General features: G+C 42.6%; 24 protein-coding genes. 6 read left to right on the forward strand and 18 right to left on the reverse strand.

Annotated features, from left to right (window positions below):
- Positions 1 to 10: 10 nt before the first annotated feature.
- Complete coding sequence (gene queG / locus AAGA18_05355; GenBank protein MEM9444762.1) at positions 11 to 1,072, reverse strand: tRNA epoxyqueuosine(34) reductase QueG; 1,062 nt, start codon at positions 1,070 to 1,072, stop codon at positions 11 to 13.
- A complete protein-coding gene (locus tag AAGA18_05360; protein MEM9444763.1) occupies positions 1,011 to 1,526 on the reverse strand; it encodes a shikimate kinase in 516 nt (171 codons plus the stop codon). The genes queG and AAGA18_05360 overlap by 62 nt, the downstream gene beginning before the upstream one ends.
- 60 nt (positions 1,527 to 1,586) lie before the next feature.
- Between AAGA18_05360 and aroC the strand changes: the two genes are divergently transcribed.
- The 3 genes from aroC to AAGA18_05375 all read left to right on the forward strand — a co-directional run bounded on the left by aroC (position 1,587) and on the right by AAGA18_05375 (position 4,927).
- A complete protein-coding gene (gene aroC, locus AAGA18_05365) occupies positions 1,587 to 2,669 on the forward strand; it encodes a chorismate synthase (GenBank protein MEM9444764.1) in 1,083 nt (360 codons plus the stop codon).
- 59 nt (positions 2,670 to 2,728) lie between these two features.
- Entirely contained in the window at positions 2,729 to 3,661 is a 933-nt protein-coding gene (locus AAGA18_05370) for a UDP-glucuronic acid decarboxylase family protein (protein MEM9444765.1), read from the forward strand.
- An 81-nt stretch (positions 3,662 to 3,742) separates the two neighbouring features.
- On the forward strand, positions 3,743 to 4,927 hold the full coding sequence (locus tag AAGA18_05375) for a DEAD/DEAH box helicase (GenBank protein ID MEM9444766.1): 1,185 nt from the start codon (positions 3,743 to 3,745) through the stop codon (positions 4,925 to 4,927).
- A 21-nt stretch (positions 4,928 to 4,948) separates the two neighbouring features.
- On the opposite strand, the gene AAGA18_05380 is transcribed toward AAGA18_05375, so the two are convergent.
- From AAGA18_05380 to AAGA18_05425, 10 genes are all read right to left on the reverse strand, one after another.
- On the reverse strand, positions 4,949 to 6,061 hold the full coding sequence (locus AAGA18_05380) for an AAA family ATPase (GenBank protein ID MEM9444767.1): 1,113 nt from the start codon (positions 6,059 to 6,061) through the stop codon (positions 4,949 to 4,951).
- A 32-nt stretch (positions 6,062 to 6,093) separates the two neighbouring features.
- Positions 6,094 to 6,858, reverse strand: a complete 765-nt coding sequence (gene panB, locus AAGA18_05385; protein MEM9444768.1) for a 3-methyl-2-oxobutanoate hydroxymethyltransferase — start codon at positions 6,856 to 6,858, stop codon at positions 6,094 to 6,096.
- The gene (gene folK / locus AAGA18_05390; protein MEM9444769.1) at positions 6,837 to 7,331 is read right to left on the reverse strand and encodes a 2-amino-4-hydroxy-6-hydroxymethyldihydropteridine diphosphokinase; all 495 of its coding nucleotides are present in this window, start codon (positions 7,329 to 7,331) and stop codon (positions 6,837 to 6,839) included. The genes panB and folK overlap by 22 nt, the downstream gene beginning before the upstream one ends.
- A 1-nt stretch (position 7,332) precedes the next feature.
- On the reverse strand, positions 7,333 to 8,070 hold the full coding sequence (dapB, locus tag AAGA18_05395; GenBank protein ID MEM9444770.1) for a 4-hydroxy-tetrahydrodipicolinate reductase: 738 nt from the start codon (positions 8,068 to 8,070) through the stop codon (positions 7,333 to 7,335).
- Between the two features lie 15 nt (positions 8,071 to 8,085).
- Positions 8,086 to 8,955: a 4-hydroxy-tetrahydrodipicolinate synthase gene (dapA, locus tag AAGA18_05400; protein ID MEM9444771.1), complete on the reverse strand. Its 870-nt coding sequence runs from the start codon at positions 8,953 to 8,955 to the stop codon at positions 8,086 to 8,088.
- Positions 8,956 to 8,967: 12 nt separating this feature from the next.
- Positions 8,968 to 9,789 carry a diaminopimelate epimerase gene (dapF, locus tag AAGA18_05405; protein MEM9444772.1) on the reverse strand — a complete coding sequence of 274 codons (822 nt, stop codon included), beginning with the start codon at positions 9,787 to 9,789 and terminating at the stop codon, positions 8,968 to 8,970.
- A complete protein-coding gene (lysA, locus tag AAGA18_05410) occupies positions 9,786 to 11,069 on the reverse strand; it encodes a diaminopimelate decarboxylase (protein MEM9444773.1) in 1,284 nt (427 codons plus the stop codon). The genes dapF and lysA overlap by 4 nt, the downstream gene beginning before the upstream one ends.
- Before the next feature lie 6 nt (positions 11,070 to 11,075).
- A complete protein-coding gene (argH, locus tag AAGA18_05415; protein ID MEM9444774.1) occupies positions 11,076 to 12,476 on the reverse strand; it encodes an argininosuccinate lyase in 1,401 nt (466 codons plus the stop codon).
- A 91-nt stretch (positions 12,477 to 12,567) separates the two neighbouring features.
- Positions 12,568 to 13,476 carry a pseudouridine synthase gene (locus AAGA18_05420; protein MEM9444775.1) on the reverse strand — a complete coding sequence of 303 codons (909 nt, stop codon included), beginning with the start codon at positions 13,474 to 13,476 and terminating at the stop codon, positions 12,568 to 12,570.
- Positions 13,477 to 13,548: 72 nt separating this feature from the next.
- Complete coding sequence (locus AAGA18_05425; GenBank protein MEM9444776.1) at positions 13,549 to 13,704, reverse strand: small basic protein; 156 nt, start codon at positions 13,702 to 13,704, stop codon at positions 13,549 to 13,551.
- Between the two features lie 835 nt (positions 13,705 to 14,539).
- Here AAGA18_05425 and AAGA18_05430 point away from each other — a divergent pair.
- On the forward strand, positions 14,540 to 15,916 hold the full coding sequence (locus tag AAGA18_05430; GenBank protein ID MEM9444777.1) for a sigma-54 dependent transcriptional regulator: 1,377 nt from the start codon (positions 14,540 to 14,542) through the stop codon (positions 15,914 to 15,916).
- Positions 15,917 to 15,972: 56 nt separating this feature from the next.
- Here AAGA18_05430 and AAGA18_05435 read toward each other — a convergent pair whose 3' ends face one another.
- A complete protein-coding gene (locus AAGA18_05435) occupies positions 15,973 to 16,299 on the reverse strand; it encodes a hypothetical protein (protein MEM9444778.1) in 327 nt (108 codons plus the stop codon).
- Between the two features lie 122 nt (positions 16,300 to 16,421).
- Between AAGA18_05435 and ruvC the strand changes: the two genes are divergently transcribed.
- Positions 16,422 to 16,904, forward strand: a complete 483-nt coding sequence (gene ruvC, locus AAGA18_05440; GenBank protein MEM9444779.1) for a crossover junction endodeoxyribonuclease RuvC — start codon at positions 16,422 to 16,424, stop codon at positions 16,902 to 16,904.
- Positions 16,905 to 16,960: 56 nt separating this feature from the next.
- Here the strand turns inward: ruvC and AAGA18_05445 are convergent, their stop codons facing one another.
- From AAGA18_05445 to ispE, 5 genes are all read right to left on the reverse strand, one after another.
- A complete protein-coding gene (locus tag AAGA18_05445) occupies positions 16,961 to 17,170 on the reverse strand; it encodes a PUR family DNA/RNA-binding protein (protein MEM9444780.1) in 210 nt (69 codons plus the stop codon).
- Between the two features lie 158 nt (positions 17,171 to 17,328).
- Positions 17,329 to 17,886 (reverse strand): hypothetical protein, encoded by a 558-nt coding sequence (locus AAGA18_05450; GenBank protein MEM9444781.1) that lies wholly within the window; start codon positions 17,884 to 17,886, stop codon positions 17,329 to 17,331.
- A 303-nt stretch (positions 17,887 to 18,189) separates the two neighbouring features.
- Positions 18,190 to 18,885 carry a hypothetical protein gene (locus tag AAGA18_05455; protein MEM9444782.1) on the reverse strand — a complete coding sequence of 232 codons (696 nt, stop codon included), beginning with the start codon at positions 18,883 to 18,885 and terminating at the stop codon, positions 18,190 to 18,192.
- Positions 18,886 to 18,888: 3 nt separating this feature from the next.
- On the reverse strand, positions 18,889 to 19,593 hold the full coding sequence (locus tag AAGA18_05460) for a hypothetical protein (protein MEM9444783.1): 705 nt from the start codon (positions 19,591 to 19,593) through the stop codon (positions 18,889 to 18,891).
- A 3-nt stretch (positions 19,594 to 19,596) separates the two neighbouring features.
- Complete coding sequence (gene ispE / locus AAGA18_05465) at positions 19,597 to 20,457, reverse strand: 4-(cytidine 5'-diphospho)-2-C-methyl-D-erythritol kinase (protein MEM9444784.1); 861 nt, start codon at positions 20,455 to 20,457, stop codon at positions 19,597 to 19,599.
- Positions 20,458 to 20,484: 27 nt separating this feature from the next.
- Between ispE and pyrF the strand changes: the two genes are divergently transcribed.
- Positions 20,485 to 21,186, forward strand: coding sequence for an orotidine-5'-phosphate decarboxylase (gene pyrF, locus AAGA18_05470; GenBank protein ID MEM9444785.1), 702 nt, complete (start codon positions 20,485 to 20,487; stop codon positions 21,184 to 21,186).
- The last annotated feature ends 24 nt before the right edge of the window (positions 21,187 to 21,210 follow it).

The raw sequence follows: 21,210 nt of genomic DNA on the forward strand, positions 1-21,210 counted from the left end.
GGGCAGGTGTCTATGCCGGCGCCAATCCGAATTTTTTCTCTAGTTGGTCTACAGCCCAAGTCGCATGATCTAAAATCACCTCATTCTTTTCTCTTTTGAGAACTTCACGCAGTGCCCAAAGATCTTCTTGATCACCAATATTACCTAACACGACGCATAGATTTCTAATCCAACGATCCCTCTTTAAGCGAAAGACTGGCGTTCCCCTAAAAGCATTACGGAATGTGGCATCGTCCCAATGTAACATCACTCTTAAATCTGGCCTATCTATAGGCTTAAAGCCTGCCTCTCTTGTTTCTTGAGCCCAGCGATTCCAGGGACAGACATCCAAACAATCGTCGCAACCAAAGAGATGATCTCCAATTGCTTTGCGAAATTCTACGGGGATAATCCCTTTATGTTCAATGGTTAGGTAAGCTATGCAACGCCTCGCATCTAGTTGGTAAGGCCTGTTCGTCGTTATTGCATCTGTTGGACACGCGTCCATACAGCGTGTGCAATTTCCACAGTGGTCCTTCTCTGGTTCATCAAACTCAAGTTCCAGTGTAGTCAAAATCACTGATAAAAAGAGCCAGGCCCCGTGTTTACGATGAATGAGCATGGTGCTCTTACCCTGCCAACCAACTGAAGTCATCGCGCTAAGCGCCTTTTCCATGACTGGACCTGTATCTGTATAACAACGCTGCTCACCGCCCCACTCATTCATTTGATCACTTAATTGACGAACGCGCTTGGGAAGGAGATCATGATAATCTTTGCCCAAAGCGTATGTAGCTATCTTTCCTCGATGTCCGGGTTGCGGTTGGTAATAATTAGTTCCCAAGACAACTACCCGTTTGGTTCCAGGCAAGACCAAGCGAGGATTTAAACGGCGCTCGGGATTCCTTTTCAACCATTCCATACCCGCAGCCATTCCCTGTTCTAACCATGAAAAAAAATAGTTTTGTTTGGGGAAAGGCTTGGCCTCAGCTATTCCACAAACATCAAAGCCTAAATCCTTTGCCAAAGCCTTAACTTGTTTGGCTAAAATCTTGGGCGATACTGTTGGAGATCTCTTCAACGGTTTTTCCATCTACTTTTATAATCTTATCTGCTTCTTCGTATAAAGAAGAGCGCTCAACCAGTAATTTTTGCAGGACCTCATATGGATCTGCATTCTTCAGTAAGGGTCTATTGTGATCTTGTTGAATCCTCTCAGCCAAGCAATTCACCGAGGCCTTTAAGTAATATATTCGCCCTGAATCTCTTAGATACTCAAGGTTTTTAGGCTGTGTCACAACTCCTCCCCCGGTAGCAATCACACGTGGTTTACTTAACACCACATTGGCAATCACTTCGGACTCAACCTTGCGAAAGCCTTCTTCTCCAGCTTTCTCAAATATTTCAGGGATGCTCATGGCTTCCCGATCAACTATGACTTCATCCGTATCAGTAAAAGCAAGCTGCAAAGATCTCGCCAAGTAACGACCTATAACACTTTTCCCGGATCCCATTAATCCAACCAATACAATGTGTTTTTTCGACATAGCCTAGTTCTGAAAATTTTCCTTTAGAGTTTTCCAAACATTGAGCATCATATTTAGCTTATGGGCAATTCCTTTGGAAAACTATTTCGCATCACAAACTGGGGAGAATCGCACGGCGGAGGCGTTGGCGTCGTTATAGATGGCTGCCCACCATTGATACCCCTGAACGAAAAGATCATCCAAATCGACCTAGATCGCCGTCGCCCAGGACAAAGCAAAATTGTTACACCAAGGAAGGAGGCGGATCAATGCGAAATTCTCTCAGGTGTCTTTGAAGGTAAAACCACTGGAACCCCTATCTCAGTAATGGTCAAAAACAAAGATGCTAGGCCAGAAGCTTACTCTGAAATGGAGACTCTCTATCGCCCCTCTCACGCAGATTACACTTATCAAGAAAAATTTGGCATTCGTAATCCACACGGTGGAGGGCGCTCCTCTGCAAGAGAAACCATTGGTCGAGTGGCAGCTGCTGCTGTTGCCAAGCAGGTTTTTAAAAGACAACTACCCAAGCTAGAGATTGTGACTTATGTAAAGCAAATCCACAAACTTGAAGCCAAAGTTGATCCAAATAAAGTTCAATTCAAAGAAGTGGAATCCAACATCGTGCGTTGGCCAGATAAAACGGATGCCGAACGAGTTATCAAACTCATTGAAAAAACAAGAGCAAAGGGAGACTCCCTAGGAGGAATCATCGAGTGTGTCATCCGCCATGCGCCAATTGGTTTAGGTATGCCGGTCTTTGATCGGCTAGAAGCTGACCTCGCTAAGGCTATGCTGTCACTCCCTGCGACAAAAGGCTTTGAAGTGGGCTCAGGATTTCATTGCACAAATATGTTGGGCTCAGAACATAACGACCCATTCCGTATCAGAAAAGGCAAGGTCACTACAATTAAAAATGATAGTGGCGGCGTGCAAGGCGGTATCAGCAATGGTGAAAATATTATCTTTCGCATCGCCTTCAAACCAACCGCCACCATCATCCAATCTCAGAAGACTGTCTCTAAAAGCGGGAAAAATGCCTCTCTTAAAGCTAGGGGCAGACATGATCCTTGTGTTCTTCCAAGAGCGGTTCCCATGGTGGAAGCAATGACTAATCTCGTCTTACTAGATCACCATCTCAGAAATAAGGCACAAAATAGTTAAATGACTCTATGTGACTTTGAGCTTGCCGCGCTCTTTCTCGACGGTAGAAACATAGCATCATGTCAACCACAGTCGTAACAGGAGCAGCAGGCTTTCTAGGATCTCATCTATGTGACAAACTACTCTCTAAAGGACATCGAGTTATCGGGATCGATAACTTTATTACCGGCAATGTCGCAAATATTGAACATTTAGCAGGTAATAAGCAGTTTAAATTCATCAAGCAAGATGTCACCGAGTACTTATATCTACCTGAAGACATCGATTTTATTTTTCATTTTGCCTCTCCAGCAAGTCCCATTGACTACCTTGAGTTGCCTATTCAAACCCTCAAGGTGGGTTCACTTGGAACGCATAAGGCTCTTGGACTAGCCAAAGCAAAAAAAGCACGCCTTCTCTTAGCATCGACTTCAGAATGCTATGGAGATCCACTAGAGCATCCTCAGAAAGAAAGCTATTGGGGTAATGTAAATCCGGTTGGCCCAAGAGGAGTATATGACGAAGCCAAGCGCTTTGCAGAAGCCATGACCATGGCCTATAACCGCTCACACGGGGTTGAAACACGCATTGTGCGTATTTTTAATACGTACGGTCCTCGCATGCGCCTCAAAGATGGTAGAGTTGTTCCCGCCTTTATTGGACAAGCCCTAAAAGATGAGGATATCACAGTCTTTGGAGACGGATCTCAAACCCGCAGCTTCTGCTTTGTATCAGACCTCATTGAAGGTATTTACCGCCTCTCACAATCAGACTTCGCAGAACCTGTGAATATCGGAAATCCAACTGAACTTACTATTAGAGAATTTGCAGAACGAATCATTAATGCCACCGGCAGCAAGAGCAAAATCATTTATGAACCTCTCCCTCAGGATGACCCTAAACAACGCCAGCCCGATATTACCCGCGCAAAGGAAATTTTAGATTGGGAGCCCACGGTTCCTTTGCAGGAGGGTTTAGAAAAGACCATCGAGTACTTTAAAACAAAGGTCTAGCCCTTAGATTTGGTAACCAAACCTTAATATCAGATATATCTCATTGCACTCTGCAGTACTATCTGCATAAATCAGATCTTTATGTCATTTCAAGAATTCGGCTTAGAAGAAAAAATCGTCCATGGGGCGCAGCGATTACGCTACATAGATCCAACCCCCATCCAAGCAGAGGCGATCCCACGAATTCTTGCAGGGGTAGACATCATAGGCTCTGCTCAAACTGGCACAGGCAAGACCGCTGCTTTTGTCTTACCTATGCTCTCCAAGCTGAAAAACACTGGGAAGCTAAGAGCCTTGATTGTGGAGCCAACGCGTGAATTAGCTGCCCAAGTTTTTGAAGTATGCCAAGACCTTTCCCACTTTACTGACATGCACATCACTCTATTGCACGGAGGAGTAAAATACGAAAATCAAAAAAAATCTCTTTCTCAAAACCCTGATGTGGTCATCGCGACTCCAGGACGCCTTTTAGATCACTTGCAACAGAAACAACTCAACTTCAACTGCCTTGAAATGCTTGTGATAGACGAAGCTGATCGTATGCTCGACATGGGCTTCATCCCTGATATTCGACGCATCATCAATTACTGCCCAGATAAACGACAAACTTTACTCTTTTCAGCAACCGTAGCCCAAGCGATCGAGTCCCTTGCGAGCTGGGCTATGGTGAATCCAGAAAAGATTATTATTGGACATCGCCAATCACCTGCTGAAACAGTTGCTCACGCATTCTACCCCGTTGCAAGAGACCAGAAATTTGAGCTACTCCTAGAACTGCTCGAACAAAGTCACTATGAAAGTGTGATTGTCTTCTGTCGCACAAAAGCGGAAACCGACAAAATTAGTAGTTGGCTCGATACGCATGGTCATACTGTAGCCGTTCTACACTCTGATCGCTCACAATCTCAGCGCACCAAGGCCTTGCAAGAATTTAAAGCTGGTAAAGCAGAAGTCTTAGTAGCTACGGATATTGCAGCTCGTGGGCTCGATATCAGCACCGTCACACACGTCATCAATTTCGATATCCCACAAAATCCTGAAGATTACGTTCATCGGATTGGACGAACAGGCCGCGCTGCTGCCACTGGTGACGCTCTTACTTTAATAACAGGCGAAGATTTAGACCAAGTCAGAAGCATTGAACACTACATAGGAAAATCGGTAGAAAAGAAAAAGATCGCAAATTTCTGCTACACCTACACTGCGCTGCTTGATAAAAGCCCAAGAGCTAAAAGTAGCTCGCGTTCACGCCGTAGAAAAAGATAGCAGTATGTTAAGCTTCATGGGCTAATCCTTTAGGTTAGCAGCCTTGATCATCCTATCTAGATCAACGTGCTTCTCTATCATATCTTGAATGAGGCGGATTTTGGTCTCATTCCCTAGCTCCGTCTTGACAGTCATATTATTAATACGGGATGCTGCCGTATAACTGTCGTAGGGAACACTGATAAATGGAATAGGTCTCTCCCTCATAATTTTAAGCAATCCTGGTTGTGGCAAAAAACCTTGAGTCAGAACTACTCCAGAAATATCCATAGCTGGATCCCCCTCATACGCCTCCATAATCGTCAAGATAAGGTCTTCACGATCGCCTGCCGTGATGATCAGGGTTCCCGAGTTGAAATAGATGTCTGCGTTGCGAGAAGATGCTGCACCAATCATAACTCGATCTACCCACCTGGTCTTGAGGTGTTCTCCTGCAACAAACTCTCCCTTTAATTCCTGGCTGACTTGGTTCAACGTAGGCTTTGGTAAATCCTGGTTTAACGGAATAATTCCTAACAAAGGATAGCCCATCTTGTGGAAAGCTTTCTCCAAGTATGGCCGCAAATAATCTACTTTGTCTGGCAACACTTTGTTGACTATCACGCCAGCAACTTCCACATCGTGCTTTTCAAATAAAGCTGCATTAAGCTCAATTTCATCAACAGAGCGACCGATACCCGCAGGACATACAATGACAACTTTACTCTCTAAAATTTTTGCAACATGAGCATTAGAGAGGTCTAATACCGAACCAACGCCAGCATGCCCAGTTCCTTCAATGACGACAAAATCATGCTCCCATGCGACACGACAGAAAGCCTCCTGGACTTTCTCATCCATGTTGTCACCAATATGACCATCAATGTAGTGCTTTGTCACACCAGGACCTATTGCTATAGGGCTCATGGCTTGGATGGGCAACTCAACAGCATACGTCTGTCCTATAAGAACAGAATCTTCATCTACTTTATGTCCATCTATTTCCACAAATCTCTGACCAACAGGTTTGATATAACCAATCCTAGTCAACCTCTTTTTTAGAGCCCCAACCAGCCCAATGGAGGTTGTCGTTTTACCCACATCTTGCCTTGTGGCGGCAATATAAATCCTAGGAGTAGTCCTATTGGCGAGCATGTGTTCTTAACATACGCTTTGTTTAGGCTAAATTACAGGCTTTTTTTCAAGCGATCGATAGCTTTAAAAATTTCGTCGGCTAGTTTTGCCTCTTGTTTCACAAATGGGGGAACAAACCAAGGAAAGAGTCCTAAGACATCATGAATGACATGTATTTGTCCCGTCGTTTGGCTTCCTGAACCAATACCAATAGTTGGAACTGATATTAAGGATGTAATTTCATTAGCTACCTCATGAACGACTGCTTCTAAGACGATCGAAAAAACACCTAACTGAACTAAAAGTTCCGCATCTCTCTTCATTTGTTCAACCTGTTCTGAAGTAACGCCTTTACGTCTATAGCGGCCTTCTTCTTTAATCCTTTGTGGAAGTAAACCTAAGTGTCCTTGAATCTCAATACCCTCTGACCTAAGCGCTATAATCTGTTCCTTAATTTCATCACCACCTTCTAATTTCACAGCATCTGCGCCAGCCTCTAATAATTTCTTAGCACACCGCACTGCATCTCTTGGAGTATCATATGAGCCATAGGGCAAGTCAGCCGTTATCAAAGCCCGTTGACGCGCTTTAGACACTGCCTTGGTGTGGTAACACATCTGCTCCATCGTTACCTGAGTTGTATCTTCATCACCCATTATCACCATACCTAAGGAATCACCCACATGAAGGATATCTGTGCCGGCTTCATCCAAAATCCTGGCCATGGGGTAGTCATAAGCCGTAAGCGCCAATATAGGATTCTCACTTGACCAGTGACGAACCTTATCGCAAGTCATTAACTCTTTAGTTTTTGGCACACCATCTCCTTGTTCTGTTCCTTTAGAATTTCACATAATTTCGAAATAGACTCATCACCTCCTGGCAATACTCGATCTGGAACAATCTCTGAGAGAGGCTGTAGAACAAATAACCGTTCGGCAGCTCGAGGATGGGGTAATGTCAAACGCTCTGAGTTTATAATCTGATTATCAGCATAAAGAATATCAAGATCTAGTGGCCGAGGTGCATTTCTGTCTCTTATCTCTGCTCTGCCAGCTTCAATCTCCAAAGCTTGGAGTTCGTTCAATAAATCATAGAGATCTCCTTGATAGCCCATTTCTAATACTCCATTGATAAAGTCCGGTGAGTTTGCAGGGCAATCCAATGGACGGCTGCTATACCAACTAGATAGAACTAGATGATTATCCATAGTTCTTAGATAGTCTACAGCCCTATTGAGCGTCATCAACTTATCCCCTAAATTAGCACCCAGAGCTATGCCTACTCGCATTTTACTTAAGGCCTAGTACATCAAACATATCGTAAACACCCGGTGGTTTGCCCTGCAAAAACTTAGCTGCTCGAATAGCACCTCCTGCAAAAGTATCACGACTACTAGCTTTGTGAGTTAGTTCCACGCGTTCACCCGTGGCAGCAAAGATCACCGTATGATCCCCCACAACATCACCCCCTCGCAGAGCATGAACGCCAATCTCATTCTTGGTGCGAGCACCTGGTTCACCTTCTCGGCCATAACGAGCTAATTCATCCACTGATTTACCCTTAACGTCACAAAGAATCTCCAATAACTTCGCAGCCGTTCCACTTGGCGAATCCTTCTTAAAATGATGGTGCATCTCAACAATCTCTTGGTCAAAGCCTCGCGATAAAATCTCGGCTGTTTTGCGCGTGATATAAAACAATGTGTTAACTCCAACCGAATAGTTTGGAGCAAAAATCATAGGCACTTTTTGGCCCAAGGCTAAAACTCGTTCTTTAACTTCAGTAGCATGTCCGGTTGTTCCAATAACGAGAGCCTTGCTTTGCTCAGTAGTCTTCCGGGCTACTTCTAATGAGACAGAATGATGACTAAAATCGATAACAGCATCACAACCTGGTAAGACCTCATCTAAGTCATCTCCCTCATCGATAGCCCCTACTACTTCAGCTTCGGGATCTAGCCCAAGCAAACGGATAATAGCTATTCCCATGCGCCCCTTAGAACCTATCACCACAATCTTTGTCTTCATAATATTTCTTTTTATTTACAAAACCGTTTTAAGAACAGTCCGTAGCTTTTTTTCGCTCTGATCACTCAAACCTACTAAGGGTAATCTAACATCCTCAGAGATTAAGCCCTTAGCGGCCAAAGCTGCTTTAATGGGCACAGGATTTGTTTCTACAAATAAGGTTGTAAAAAAGCCGTATAATTTGCGGTGTTCTAGTTCTGCTTCCTTGAAGTTGCCGCTGAGTGCCAAGTCCACCATTTTCTTAACACGATCAGGAATCAGATTAGACGCCACACTGATCACACCACTAGCACCGACACTAATGAACGGTAGGGTCAAACCATCGTCTCCAGATAGAATAATGAAGTCTTCTGGTAGCACTTGCCGCAAAGAACTTACTCGATCTACCGTTCCACCAGCTTCCTTAATTGCCACAATGTTGTCGGCATCTTGAGCCAAGCGAGCAACAGTTTCTTCTCCAATTGAAATACCACAGCGACCAGGGATTGAGTAGAGGACCAAAGGGATTTCAACACTTTCGGCAATCGCCATGAAGTGCTTATAAAGTCCCTCCTGGCTGGGCTTATTGTAATACGGTGCAACCAATAGGCAGGCATCAACACCCATAGACTCAGCACCGCTAGTAAGAGCAATAGCTTCCTTTGTTGAGTTAGCGCCTGTTCCAGCTACGACTTGAATTTTTTTATCGGCCTCACGTACGGCAAGCTCGATTACTCGCAAATGCTCTTCTTCCGAAAGTGTAGGAGATTCCCCTGTTGTACCAACTGGCACTATACCCTCTACTGAGGCCTCAATTTGCTTGCAGATTAACTCTCTAAATGCTGAAGCGTCAATCATTCCATCTTTGAATGGTGTCACTAATGCTGTGTAAGTTCCTTTAAACATAAATTGATCCCTTTAAATTTCTATAGTGCCCTTGTAACAAACTGTAGCAGGACCTGTTAGCGACACATCAGTAAATTTTTCGCTTTCTACATTAAATGCTACCTTAAGAGTAGGACCGCCTTGCACTTTTACTTTGATAGACTTGCCCATTCCTAATTTGAGGTGAGAAACTAAAGCAGCAGCGGTTACTCCTGTTCCACAGGCTAAAGTTTCGTCTTCTACACCGCGTTCATAAGTTCTTACCCGAATAGCGTTCTTACCCGTCTGCTGTACAAAATTCACATTCGTTCCAGCCGGGCGAAATACCTCATGATTACGCACCTCTCTGCCCATTCTAGAAATATCTAGTGCCTCCAGGTCTTGGACAAAAATAAGTGCATGAGGAACTCCGGTATCTAGCGAATGAGCTTTGCATTTTCCTCCACTTAACTTGAGGGGTAAATCCAGCTTGAGATTCTTAGGGGCCGTTAACTGAACTTTCACTTCCTCATTAGGCAAAAACGTTGCTTTAATGACGCCGGCTTTAGTCATAAAGGAAACTTCATTGCGTTTCTTGGACAGTCCACAAAAATTCCTGAGGTAATTTGCAAAGCATCGAGCACCATTACCGCACATCTCAGCTTGGCCGCCATCAGCATTGTGATAACGCATCCGATAACTAATATCGCTAATAGAAGATTTTTCGGCTATTAGCATACCATCAGCCCCTACTCCAAAATGACGATCACATATTTTAGCAATCTGTCTTTTGCTCAAAGAAAGATTATCTTTGAGATTATTGAGACAGACAAAATCATTACCTGCCCCAGTCATTTTAACAAAGGCCAAGTTCATAACACAGCTTCTCCTCTGATTAGGTCTCTTTCACTTTCCCGTTTACGAGCTAAATGAACTTTGCTGCCATCTACTAATAACTCAGCAGCCCGAGGACGGCTATTATAATTAGATGCCATAACAAACCCGTAGGCTCCCGCACTCAAAAAAGCCAAGCGATCCCCTGCTTCCAAAGGTGCAAGCAACTGATCCTTGCAGAATGTATCTCCTGATTCACAAATCGGACCCACTACATCACTCGATATGTATTCACCCTTCTTTGCCTTTAGTGGAACTATCTCATGATAGGCTTCATACATCGAAGGACGAACCAAATCATTCATTGCAGCATTCACAATGACAAAGTTCTTTTTCTCAGTGCGTTTGATATAAACGACCTCTGAAACCAAAATCCCGGCATTACCTGCAATAAATCTTCCAGGCTCGATCATGATTTTCAAACCGAGCGGTTTTAGTAAGGGAACTAATACATTTGCGTATGTTTCAGGCGTCATAGGAGGCTCATTCTGATTCTGCCACCACTGATCTGAACCGCTTTCCAAAGCAGGATCATATACGATACCTATACCTCCACCTATATCAAAGAACTCAATTCCATATTGGTCACGTAATCGTTTCACCATAGGAATCATTTTTTCAATCGCAGCCTTAAAAGGTCCAGGAGTTGTGATTTGTGATCCAATATGAATTTGCACGCCACACATCTTTAGGTACTTCATCTTAGCGGCTCGCTCGTATAAGCCTTCGACTTCGTTATAAGCAATACCAAATTTATTTTTGTAGGTACCTGTTGTAATTTTTTCATGAGTTCCTGCATCCACATCAGGATTTACTCTAAATGCTATTGGAGCTTTTTTCTTGAGTTTCTTTGCTATATGATGGATGAAATCAAGCTCCGCTGAGCTTTCCACAATAAAACAATAAACACCTTTTTTGATTGCATACTCAATCTCCTGGCGTGTTTTACCTACTCCAGCAAAGGTACAGTCCTTAGCTTTCCCACCAGCCTTTAACACTCTAAAAAGCTCTCCCCCACTCACAATGTCAAAGGATGCACCCTCTTTAGCTAATAGAGACAGGACTGCTAGATTTGAATTAGCCTTCATTGCATAACAAATACGTATATCTAGACTATCTAAAGCTTTTCTTAACTTATGGTAATGCTGCTTGAGGGTATTAGCTGAATAAATGTATAAAGGCGTACCATACTTCTTCGCTAAAGCATCAATTGAATGCTTTTCAGCATAGAGCTTTCCTCTCTTTAAATAAAAATCATGCATATTTTTCTAGTCCTTAGCCAATACCTTTCTCCAACGCTTCAATTGCGACTTCACCTGAGATAAACCCGGAGAACCCACTGTCTTGCGCTTTGTTAATGCTCTTTTTAAATTAAATATATCCGTTAAATCACTCTTCACTCTGGGATCTAAGGCCTGCCAATCCTCTGCCGTCAGTTCATTGAGACCGCAAGAACGTATTTCTGCTAAAGCCACACCTTTACCCACAATCTCATGAGCTTGCCTAAAAGGCACACCTTGCTGCACCAATTCATCTGCAACATCTGTAGCCAAAAGATTGGCATCCGAAGCAGCTATCAGACATTTATCCTCCCTGACTCTAGTCACCTTGAGCATTCCGGCCATAACCTCTAAACAAATGCTTAAAGTATCAGCAGCATCAAACAGTTGCTCCTTATCTTCCTGTAAGTCGCGGTTGTAAGTCATCGGCAATCCCTTGATCAAGGTTAAAAGTGACATAAGATCACCTACAACTCTGCCAGTCTTTCCACGAATTAACTCAGCTGCGTCAGGGTTTTTCTTCTGAGGCATCAAGCTGGATCCAGTAGTATAAGTGTCTCCTATTCGTACAAAGCCAAATTCCGCTGAAGACCATATAATGAGATCTTCGGCCAAACGAGATAGATGTACCATGATTTGAGAAGCTACAAAAACATACTCCAGAATAAAGTCGCGATCACTTACCGAATCTAGAGAATTTTGACTGACTTCTTCAAAGCCTAATTCCTTGGCAACTAGTTTACGATCTAACTGGATCGTGCTCCCAGCTATAGCACCTGAACCCAGAGGTAGCACATTCATACGCTTTCTAGCGTCAGACATGCGAGTATAGTCACGCTCAAGCATTTCTACGTAAGCTAAACAGTGATGAGCAAAAGTTACTGGCTGTGCCCGCTGAAGATGCGTGTATCCAGGCAAGATCACTTCTTCATACTTTTCCGCTAAAGACACTAAGGTCTTCTGCAGATTTCTAATGGCACTTTTATCTACATCAATTTCTTCCATGACCCACATCCGCATATCAGTTGCCACCTGATCATTACGACTGCGCCCGGTATGAAGCTTTGCTCCTGCGGGAACTACATGGGTTAGGGCTGACTCAATATTCATGTGAAGATCTTCAAATTCCTCACTCCAATTAAAGAGGTCTTCATCAATCTTTAATTCTATATCTTTAAGCCCCTTTTGTATTTGACTCAATTCACGCGCCGAAAGAACACCAATCTTCTGTAGCATTCTAGCATGAGCAATACTGCCTTTAATATCCTGCCGATAGAGTCTTTTATCATAAGAAACCGATTGCGAAAATGCCTGCATCAATGCAGCGGTTTTTTCTCCAAAACGCCCTCCCCACAACGCTGAATGACCTTTTCCTGCTTTCTGACTCATGATTAAATTCTTTCTACACAGCTCCACTATCGATAATACAAATACTTTAGCACTTAAGACAATGATCCCGTGTCTATTTGTCCTCTAGCTGCTACTTAACATGCTTGGCTCTTTTTTTGAAATTAGTCCTCCTAGACTGTTTTCCAGTGGATGACTTACCATCAACTTTAGCTTTATGAGGACTTGAGGCTGGTCGTCCTGCCACACTCTGCTTTGGTAATTTTGACTTATCCTTAACACTTTTCTTATCAGATTTATCTTTACTGAGATTCTTTTCGCGTCGCTCTGGCTTACCTCTGTCGCCAAGACGAGCACCTAGCAAATCGCGCTGAATTTCCTCATCTTTTAAATATCTCCATTTTCCAGTTTTTAAAGCACCTATCTCCAAATTACCTATCTGAACACGCTTAAGTTGACGCACTTTATACCCAACTCTTAGAAACATCAACCGGATCTGACGCTTCAAGCCCTGTGTCAGGATGACTTTGACCCATTTACCATTCAAATGATAAATAGATTCCATATTAGCAAAACCAGACTCAATTAAAAAACCTTTCTTCATTTTAGGCGCCAGAGCAAAATCGAACTCTCTGTCCAACTTAACGAAATAAATCTTAGGAACTTTATGTTTTGGATGAGATAGTTTCTGCGATAAATCTCCATCATTCGTCATTACCAGCATGCCTTCGCTATCCACATCCAAACGTCCTATATAAAACATTCTGGGAAGATCACTTGGCAAATAGTCAAAGACAGTCTTGTTCATCCCTTGAGGTTCTGTTGAGCAGATAACACCAGATGGCTTGTTCAATAGCACCGTAACTGAGCGCTCGGATCTAACTTTCTTGCCATCAACCGTTACATGCGCGTCCAGTTCCACTTGATAGGATAAATTTCGAACTAAGTGCCCATTGACTTTGACTCTACCTTCTAAGATCATAGCCTCACTGCTACGCCTGGAGGCCAAGCCAGTGCTGGCTAAATATTTGTTAATCCTCATGAATGATGTCGACTAAAAAAAAGGCCAAGTGCTTGAGTCACTTGGCCGAATACAGAAAATTATCACTAAAATCTAAAAATCCGCCTTTGTTTTCGGTAACCCAATGACTTTCTGACCATCTTTCCATTTACCCTGCTTTTTGAGAACTTCTACTCTCTCGAAACGCTTGAGCACATTGCGCTTTATCGCAATACCTCCTGATCCTCTTAAACTCTTGTGCTGTGACATAAGCGACGCATAATACTCTTTGATCTAATTGATGCAAGTTTATTATTAGACGTTCCCATCCCACTGTTTTCCTTATTTTAGGAGTTTTCTATTGATTTTCCTGCTGAGAATAAACCTTCTAAGATTTTGCCTCAGAGCATCCGCATTACTCCCATCTCAAGCGAAAAAACATCTCAATTGTGAGCCACAGAATGCTCTCCGCTTCTTTTTTCACGGAAGGTATGATTGGCGAATAAGACATTTAGTAATCCGTAATTCTCCTGACGTATAAGTAAAGCATCCATTGAATACAGATGATCTAATGAAGTTGAAATAGATGCATCGCCGCTTAACCAAACAGAGTGACGAAGATGTATCGAGCACATCGTCCTAGCGTAACTCGTGACAAGCAAGAGATGGGAACGCTACCAAGCGCAGAGCACTAATCGAGATAGAATAGCTACATGGGTCTCAAAAGATGATATTTAAATGTCTCTATATTACTTAAAGCCAAGATCTTACGTAAATCCTAAGGTCTCTATAGCATGACCTAAGTTTAATGATTTAACATTCAATATTAGGGCTGCTAAGGGAGCTTCAAGTACCAAAATATGAATCTCTCCATATTTAGCAAATACTTATGCAGTGTCAGTTTATCAACTTATACAGACATAAAAGTTAAAAAAAAGTAAACTATTCCTTGCAAAATCTGTTTATAATGACACATTGACGTTGATTAATTGCTCTCTAGTTAGTCTTTTGTGACATACAAACCATATATAGAATGTTAAGACTATCTTAAGATCATGCTACAACTCATATAAATACCATAATAAGGTTTGGAGAAGGGAAAATAATGAAGAGAATTCTAGTAATTGATGATGAAAAGGGGCCACGCGACGCCGTAGCTGAGGCATTTAGATCAACTCACCACGTTCTTTCAGCAAGCAGCTCCGTAGATGCTATAGAAGTATTAAGGAATGACCATGTAGATCTCGTGCTCTTAGATATTGTGATGCCAGAAAAAAATGGAATGGAATTTCTGCAGGAACTCCGTGTGATGTACCCAGACCTTCCCGTCATCATGGTAAGTGCTGTGACATCTACCCGAACCATGGCCGAGGCCATACGACTTGGAGCTGTCGATTTTATTTCAAAACCATTCGAAGCCGAAGACCTCAGAACCATCGCTGAACAATCGCTTGTTCACACATCGGTCAGAAGACAATTGGAAGCAAATCGTCGTGAACAAGTCATCCAAAGCCCCTCCCATACAATGATTGGTGAGACCATGGCTTTTCAACATGTTTTACACAAATGCTTACGACAAACCGCAAAGTCTGACCCTTTACTCATTGAAGGCGAGCGAGGAACTGGGAAAAAGTTACTTGCACGCCATATTCACAACATTGGAGTGCGCAGTAATCAACCATTTATAGTGTTACGTTGTTCCTCCCTGCCCTCCCACCTAATTGAAGTAGAACTCTTTGGGCAGGGCAATGATAAGCCTTCTGCTACTTCAGAGCTTGAAACTATGGGACGAGTTGACCTTGCATCCTCAGGCACTTTACTATTAGAAGATGCTCATATCCTATCGCCCGAATTGCAAATGAATTTGGTAAAAATTATCAAAGACAAGTTATTCACGCGAGCAAGCAGTCAACAGGAAGTAAAAACTGATGTTAGGCTAATTTTTATTCGGTCACTTCAAGCAGACGAAGACCCAAAACAAGGCTTTATCCCTGAGCTACAATCTATTTTAGATGTCAATAGAATCTCTGTTCCTGCACTACGCAACAGAAAAGAGGATGTTCCGCTACTGGGTTACTTCTTCTTGAATCACTTCAAAAAACAGCTCAACGCGGAGATGTCGGATATTGAGAGTGAGGCTATGGAGAAATTAAGAGACTATAGTTGGCCAGGTAATATTGTAGAGCTACGCAATGTCATTGAGCGTGCAGTTATAGTAGAAGGAGTTAGCCGAACACTAAAATCTTCTTTCCTTCCTGAAGAAATCCGTGGCAGAGAGTTTGAATTAGATTTCAATCCCGAAGACATAGCTATTGAAGGAAGCCTCGAGGAAATGGTGAACGCTTTTCAGCGTAAGATTATTACAAAAGCACTGACTCAGGCTCGAGGTAGACAAGTAGGCGCAGCAAGGCTACTGAATACAACTCCTAGAATTCTAAATCATAGAATTAAGCAGTTAAATATCAAAACAGTGGCCAAATAAATCTATCGTTGTAATCATTTTGATGAGAGGGATTGAGAATAAAATTATTTGAAAATCTAGAAAAGCCATCCAAATAACTTGATTCCACCAAACTGCTTACGCTCCTCTTCTTCATTGAGTTTTTCTTCGTGGAGAAAAGGCATGGTTAATGTAGTTTGGCCTACACCTAAATCATAACTGGCACTGGGGCTGATAACCTCAAGGCCCCTCTCCGATATCATGAAAATAACTCCTGTAGCTTTCGGCTTAGAGATGTCCTCCGATTTCTTTGAGATGGAAGGCTGGCTTTTCTTAACAATAGGCGCACGTAATTCAGCTTCATTCTCAGCCCGAAGCGAGGAAACGGTTAAAATGAGCACCATCATCGAAAATACGCATCTCATACCTATATAATAAAAGAACAAAGCTGCGGTTTGTCAAATCACAAGAAGCTCCCATTTACATTTCTTGCGATCTAAAAAATCTTACTGCTTTCTGCGAAAACTTAGTATGTTATGCTACATAGATGCGTATCTTAGGAATTGATCCTTCACTTCGATGCACCGGTTATGGAATAATTGAAATCAGGCAAAGCGCCCCGCCTAGAACTATTACTTTTGGGTCAATTAAGAACCAAAACAAGCTGACTCATGCTAAATGTTTTTTTATTATTACAAGAACTCTCCAAGACCTTATTGAGGAATTTAATCCCGATGAAGCTTCGATTGAAAATATCATCTATGTGCAGAATTCTAAGACTGCCATAGGTCTTGGAGGCGCCAGGGCAGCAGCGCTTATCGCCCTCGAACAAGCTGGCTTGCCAATTTTCGAATACCCCGCCAAGATCATTAAAAAAGGAGCTACAGGAACAGGCAATGCAGCTAAAAACCAAGTAGGATTTATGATGCGTTCTATTTTGGGGCTTGATCAAACTCCCACCCCTGACGAAGGAGACGCTTTGGCTGCAGCATTAACGCACAGCCAAAATTTACACCGTAGAACGCACTGAGTTTGCTGTTTAACTAAAAGAGCCAAGCTAGACAGCTTTTATCCCTACTTACTAAATTAATCAGAATCATCACCTTCGAACTCAATGATAGCATTTAAGGCTTTCGCAAAATCCTTCATTCCCGTAGAAGGAAGAATGATAGTATCACGCCTGCCATTAACATCTTCAGTGATTTTAAGGAATCTACCTCTCTCGTTTTCCTTTAGATCAAAATAAAATTGCTTTCTTTCTACAGCAATTTTCTCGCTAATTAGAAGATTATCCATAGGGCACTCCCATTGAGGTAGGTACTACCACTCATACGCCCTTTAGACATCAAGCAAATCCTACCAACCATAAAACACTTCCTTTTATTCCAGTTGCAAGGCTTACCCCTCCTTGCCTACTGATTCTGTTATACTCTATTGCAAGAAATTGGCAATTCTTATTTTCTTGAAGGATCTTGTCCCTCAACGGCCGACCAATCCTCATTAAATTGCTTTTTTTGCTTAAATAAAACAATTCTGTCGTTGATTGCACTTACCCGCTCCGACTCTGGGAATTTCTTAACTGCCATCCTGAGGACATCTAGCGCCTTTCCGTAACTTCCCATAGCTGCATATCCGGCTGCTAGGACATCATAGCCATCTATTGATTCTCGACCTTCAAGGGATTTTTGAGCCAATGCAACAGCTAAAGGCCCGTCCCTATAACGAGGGAATGGATTAGTCGCCCTAAACCACCCTACCGTTAAGTAATCTGTTGGCGTCATTGGCTCTAATAACACTGCTTCACTTAAATCTGCCACTACATCTTCGACTAAACCCATTTTTGCACCACAATAAGCCCTCCGTATATAAACAGTAGGAGAATCCTTTTTTAGATCGAGTGCTTTCGAGTATAGATCAAAAGCTTTGGAGTACTGTTTTTGTGATTCCATTCCAAAGCCCTCTAGAACATACTCCGGAAATTTACTGAGATCTTTAAGTATGGAGTCATTCATAGCTTCATTGGCTCTGATCCCTATGCTCAAGGAACACATGATTAAAAATAAGATAACTAGCTGCTTCATCTTTTATTTCTCTAAGCCCGTATGATGGCCATGGCATGGAAACTCAAAGATCTATGAAAAATCTTGTCGCCAAGAAACATACAGTCTCCTAGAGGTATCGCCCGATTAATACATCTTCGTCAACTATCTTTTTCTTGTGGCTCAAGCTATTACACATTTCGTTCAACTCCTATTACATCTCTGGCTTGAATTGAAAAAGCTCAGATGGTCTCGTACATGGACGTCTTTTGTTGACTAGGATTCAAATTTCAAGCGATCCATTAAATTTTCACCAGCAACTAAATAGGCCTCTCGATGTGCTGGATTGGCAATATGCTCCGCGCAGTATTGCACGATGTGTAACATATCGATGCGCTTTTTAATTGGTAAGGCTAGATTTTGTTCACGAAAGGAATGCTCCAAAATTTCTATTCCTAGAGGTCCTAAATAATAATTTGCCAACAGGCTTAAGCGGCGAAAATACCCATTTGCGTCATCTCCAGTCACTTGGTAAATTTCTCGTTCAGCTTGCCTGGCTGCTTGCGCCAGATCCGAGCGGGCAGCATCCTCCATTAGCCCGACTTCTACTTTCCTGACTGCCTTATCAATATTTAAAATGGCTAAGTTTACAGGCTGACGCAAAAGGGCTACCTCAGCATCTCGATCAAAAAATACTGCCATGGTATAGGTATCGCTGAAGAGCTTGATCATGGCACCGTAATTTTCAAACTGAAATACAGATTCTTTAATCTCCTCACCAATCTCAGCTCCATACTGTAAAACCCCTTGGATGCGCGCAGCAACCTGAACCAACGCAGCATCTGTATAGTGGTTTGGCATATGCTTCGCCAGAATCTCATTATCCTCGTTGAATACAAAGACAGCTGAGACCTCATCAATTGCTACCAAACGGTCTAGTGCCGGCAAAACCCTATTTTGATCTTCCTCCATATTCTATAATCCCTCCAAGCATTCTCGGAACTGTGAAGCAAACTCATCGGGCATGACATCCTTATTCGAAACCAGATAAAAAATTTCTCCATTAGCTGATATTTGCCAAATCCTAGACTGATCAGTCTCAATATACCAATCCATTAAGCGTCCAGCTCCAAGTCCCCCACCCAGATTCTCTATTGCTTCAGAAAAATCCAGCAGCACTTGTCCATTCAATTTATCGTTTTGAACTGTTCCTGTCACCAGGCGCAAACGATCTTGACCTTCATGAAAGAGAGCAATTAACCCCTCAAGGTCACGCATTCGATCTATCAAGACAGTAAAAAGCTGACTCTCTTTATCTTGAAATCCATAGGGAGCGTCGGGCTCAACACTTACAGTTGAATTCATAGGTAAATGCTTTACCACCTCACGAACACCAGATGCAGAGCCAACCCCGCGTATATCTTCAATGAGTTTATCAATAGGATCCCATAAAGTTCTTTTGATACCTAGAGGAAGTTCCGAAATGCTATGGCTCTGTATTTGCCACGCCAAGATAATAGCAAAGGCCTGGTTACCCCATTCCCCGCCGCAGTTTGCCTCAATAATCTGGGCTTCTTTAAAATATAGAAAACCAGTCTCTCCAGATTGATCCTGCACGGTTAGCATACAATTGCGCTCAGGAAGACATTTCTCCTGAATAATTTCAACCAGGTCCATCATACGTTATATACCTCTATGTACTGATACATGCTGTATCCATGTAGTCGAACCGAAAATTTCTTTTGATTTTGAAATGAGCGCAGCAGCTCTTTGCTCTGAATCAACAAGTGCAAAAACCGTAGCACCACTACCACTCATCATAGCATCTAAAACTCCTTCTTGTCTAAGCAACCAATTCTTGGCTCCACTCAACCATATGTATTTTTCAAATACAGGAGGCTCTAAATCATTGCGCAGCTTAGTAATATCACTAGGACTGTCATCCGATTTTTTATACTTAATTGAAAGCTGACCCTCCTTCCCAATTTTTGGATTCTTGGCATAAGTCTTAAAGGCCCAAGGAGTCTCAACACCAAAACCAGGGTTAATTAAGACCGCAAATAGATCATGCTCTAAAAGAACAGGAGAAATTTTCTCGCCTCTGCCAGAACAAATAGCAGGACTATCTTGCAAAAAAAAGTTGATATCACTGCCCAAACTAGCGGCTATTTCATGCAATTGCTCTTCACCAAGCCCCGCTTGCCAAAGATCATTTACTCCTTTAATGACAGCTGCACAATTGCTACTGCCGCCTGCCAAACCGCCACCTAAGGGAATTCTCTTATCTATTGTAATACGCACTCCGCGCTTAATTCTTACTTTTTTACGAACTTCAAGCGCAGCTCGATACGCCAGATTGTCTTTACCTGCACTCAGGTTCATACCTCGAACCTGTATTTCAATTTCGTCTTCTATTTCTTCTAATTCAATACTATCATATAACGAAATCGGGGCCATTAAGGTCTCTAGTTGATGAAAGCCATCTGATCGTTTGCCCAAAATCCTCAAAAACAAATTAACTTTAGCCCTTGCCTCAATCTTCATGTCGTAGGAACCTTTTTCGCCTAAATCATGACACCTGACAACCTGATTCTCGCATTAGACTTAGATGACCCCAAAGCAGCTCTGCAATGGATAGATCGTCTTAAGCATAAAATAGGTACTTTTAAAATTGGCATGCAGCTCTTCAATCTGACAGGACCAGATTTTATTAAAGAAATCCGGCTACGAGATGCAAACGTCTTTCTCGACTTAAAATTCCATGATATCCCCAATACAGTTGGCCGCGCCATTGAGTCCATTTGCAAACTAGATGTCTCCTTTGTAACGATTCATACCATGGGTGGCCGCCAAATGATGTCTGAGGCTATGAAAGCAGCTTCGGCCTTCCCTCGAACGACTGTGCTGGGCGTCACAGTTTTAACTCACCATTCTGAAGAAGATCTAGTTGAAATAGGATTTAATCACACGCCGCAAGGGCAAGTCCTAGAACTAGCTCGGTTGGCACATTCAGCCGAACTTAAAGGATTGGTTTGCTCCCCTCTCGAGGTCTCTCTGATTAGGAGAGAATTTTCAGATCATTTCACTCTTGTCACCCCAGGAGTGAGACCCAAAGGAAGCGACCTAAATGATCAAAGCAGAGTCACGACGCCTGCTGAAGCTATTGAGCTGGGAAGTAATTACTTGGTTATTGGACGCCCTATTATGAAAGCTCAAAACCCCGAAGCCGTATTAGATAGTATCCTAAACTCTACCACCAAGAAGACAAATTAGAAAGACCACCACCTTTGTAATTGC

It is taken from the genome of Verrucomicrobiota bacterium (genome assembly GCA_039192515.1).
Classification (GTDB): domain Bacteria; phylum Verrucomicrobiota; class Verrucomicrobiia; order Methylacidiphilales; family JBCCWR01; genus JBCCWR01.

Excerpts from the sequence above, each read along its gene's own strand:
- AAGA18_05455 (MEM9444782.1), bottom strand. The coding sequence starts at position 18,885 with ATGGAGGAAGATCAAAATAGGGTTTTGCCGGCACTAGACCGTTTGGTA.
- dapB (MEM9444770.1), bottom strand. The coding sequence starts at position 8,070 with ATGAAGACAAAGATTGTGGTGATAGGTTCTAAGGGGCGCATGGGAATA.
- lysA (MEM9444773.1), bottom strand. The coding sequence starts at position 11,069 with ATGCATGATTTTTATTTAAAGAGAGGAAAGCTCTATGCTGAAAAGCAT.
- ruvC (MEM9444779.1), top strand. The coding sequence starts at position 16,422 with ATGCGTATCTTAGGAATTGATCCTTCACTTCGATGCACCGGTTATGGA.
- AAGA18_05435 (MEM9444778.1), bottom strand. The coding sequence starts at position 16,299 with ATGAGATGCGTATTTTCGATGATGGTGCTCATTTTAACCGTTTCCTCG.
- pyrF (MEM9444785.1), top strand. The coding sequence starts at position 20,485 with ATGACACCTGACAACCTGATTCTCGCATTAGACTTAGATGACCCCAAA.
- dapF (MEM9444772.1), bottom strand. The coding sequence starts at position 9,789 with ATGAACTTGGCCTTTGTTAAAATGACTGGGGCAGGTAATGATTTTGTC.
- folK (MEM9444769.1), bottom strand. The coding sequence starts at position 7,331 with ATGCGAGTAGGCATAGCTCTGGGTGCTAATTTAGGGGATAAGTTGATG.
- queG (MEM9444762.1), bottom strand. The coding sequence starts at position 1,072 with ATGGAAAAACCGTTGAAGAGATCTCCAACAGTATCGCCCAAGATTTTA.
- AAGA18_05460 (MEM9444783.1), bottom strand. The coding sequence starts at position 19,593 with ATGATGGACCTGGTTGAAATTATTCAGGAGAAATGTCTTCCTGAGCGC.
- aroC (MEM9444764.1), top strand. The coding sequence starts at position 1,587 with ATGGGCAATTCCTTTGGAAAACTATTTCGCATCACAAACTGGGGAGAA.
- AAGA18_05360 (MEM9444763.1), bottom strand. The coding sequence starts at position 1,526 with ATGTCGAAAAAACACATTGTATTGGTTGGATTAATGGGATCCGGGAAA.
- ispE (MEM9444784.1), bottom strand. The coding sequence starts at position 20,457 with ATGAAGATTGAGGCAAGGGCTAAAGTTAATTTGTTTTTGAGGATTTTG.
- AAGA18_05450 (MEM9444781.1), bottom strand. The coding sequence starts at position 17,886 with ATGAATGACTCCATACTTAAAGATCTCAGTAAATTTCCGGAGTATGTT.
- AAGA18_05420 (MEM9444775.1), bottom strand. The coding sequence starts at position 13,476 with ATGAGGATTAACAAATATTTAGCCAGCACTGGCTTGGCCTCCAGGCGT.
- AAGA18_05375 (MEM9444766.1), top strand. The coding sequence starts at position 3,743 with ATGTCATTTCAAGAATTCGGCTTAGAAGAAAAAATCGTCCATGGGGCG.
- argH (MEM9444774.1), bottom strand. The coding sequence starts at position 12,476 with ATGAGTCAGAAAGCAGGAAAAGGTCATTCAGCGTTGTGGGGAGGGCGT.
- AAGA18_05445 (MEM9444780.1), bottom strand. The coding sequence starts at position 17,170 with ATGGATAATCTTCTAATTAGCGAGAAAATTGCTGTAGAAAGAAAGCAA.
- AAGA18_05380 (MEM9444767.1), bottom strand. The coding sequence starts at position 6,061 with ATGCTCGCCAATAGGACTACTCCTAGGATTTATATTGCCGCCACAAGG.
- dapA (MEM9444771.1), bottom strand. The coding sequence starts at position 8,955 with ATGTTTAAAGGAACTTACACAGCATTAGTGACACCATTCAAAGATGGA.
- AAGA18_05425 (MEM9444776.1), bottom strand. The coding sequence starts at position 13,704 with ATGTCACAGCACAAGAGTTTAAGAGGATCAGGAGGTATTGCGATAAAG.
- AAGA18_05430 (MEM9444777.1), top strand. The coding sequence starts at position 14,540 with ATGAAGAGAATTCTAGTAATTGATGATGAAAAGGGGCCACGCGACGCC.
- AAGA18_05370 (MEM9444765.1), top strand. The coding sequence starts at position 2,729 with ATGTCAACCACAGTCGTAACAGGAGCAGCAGGCTTTCTAGGATCTCAT.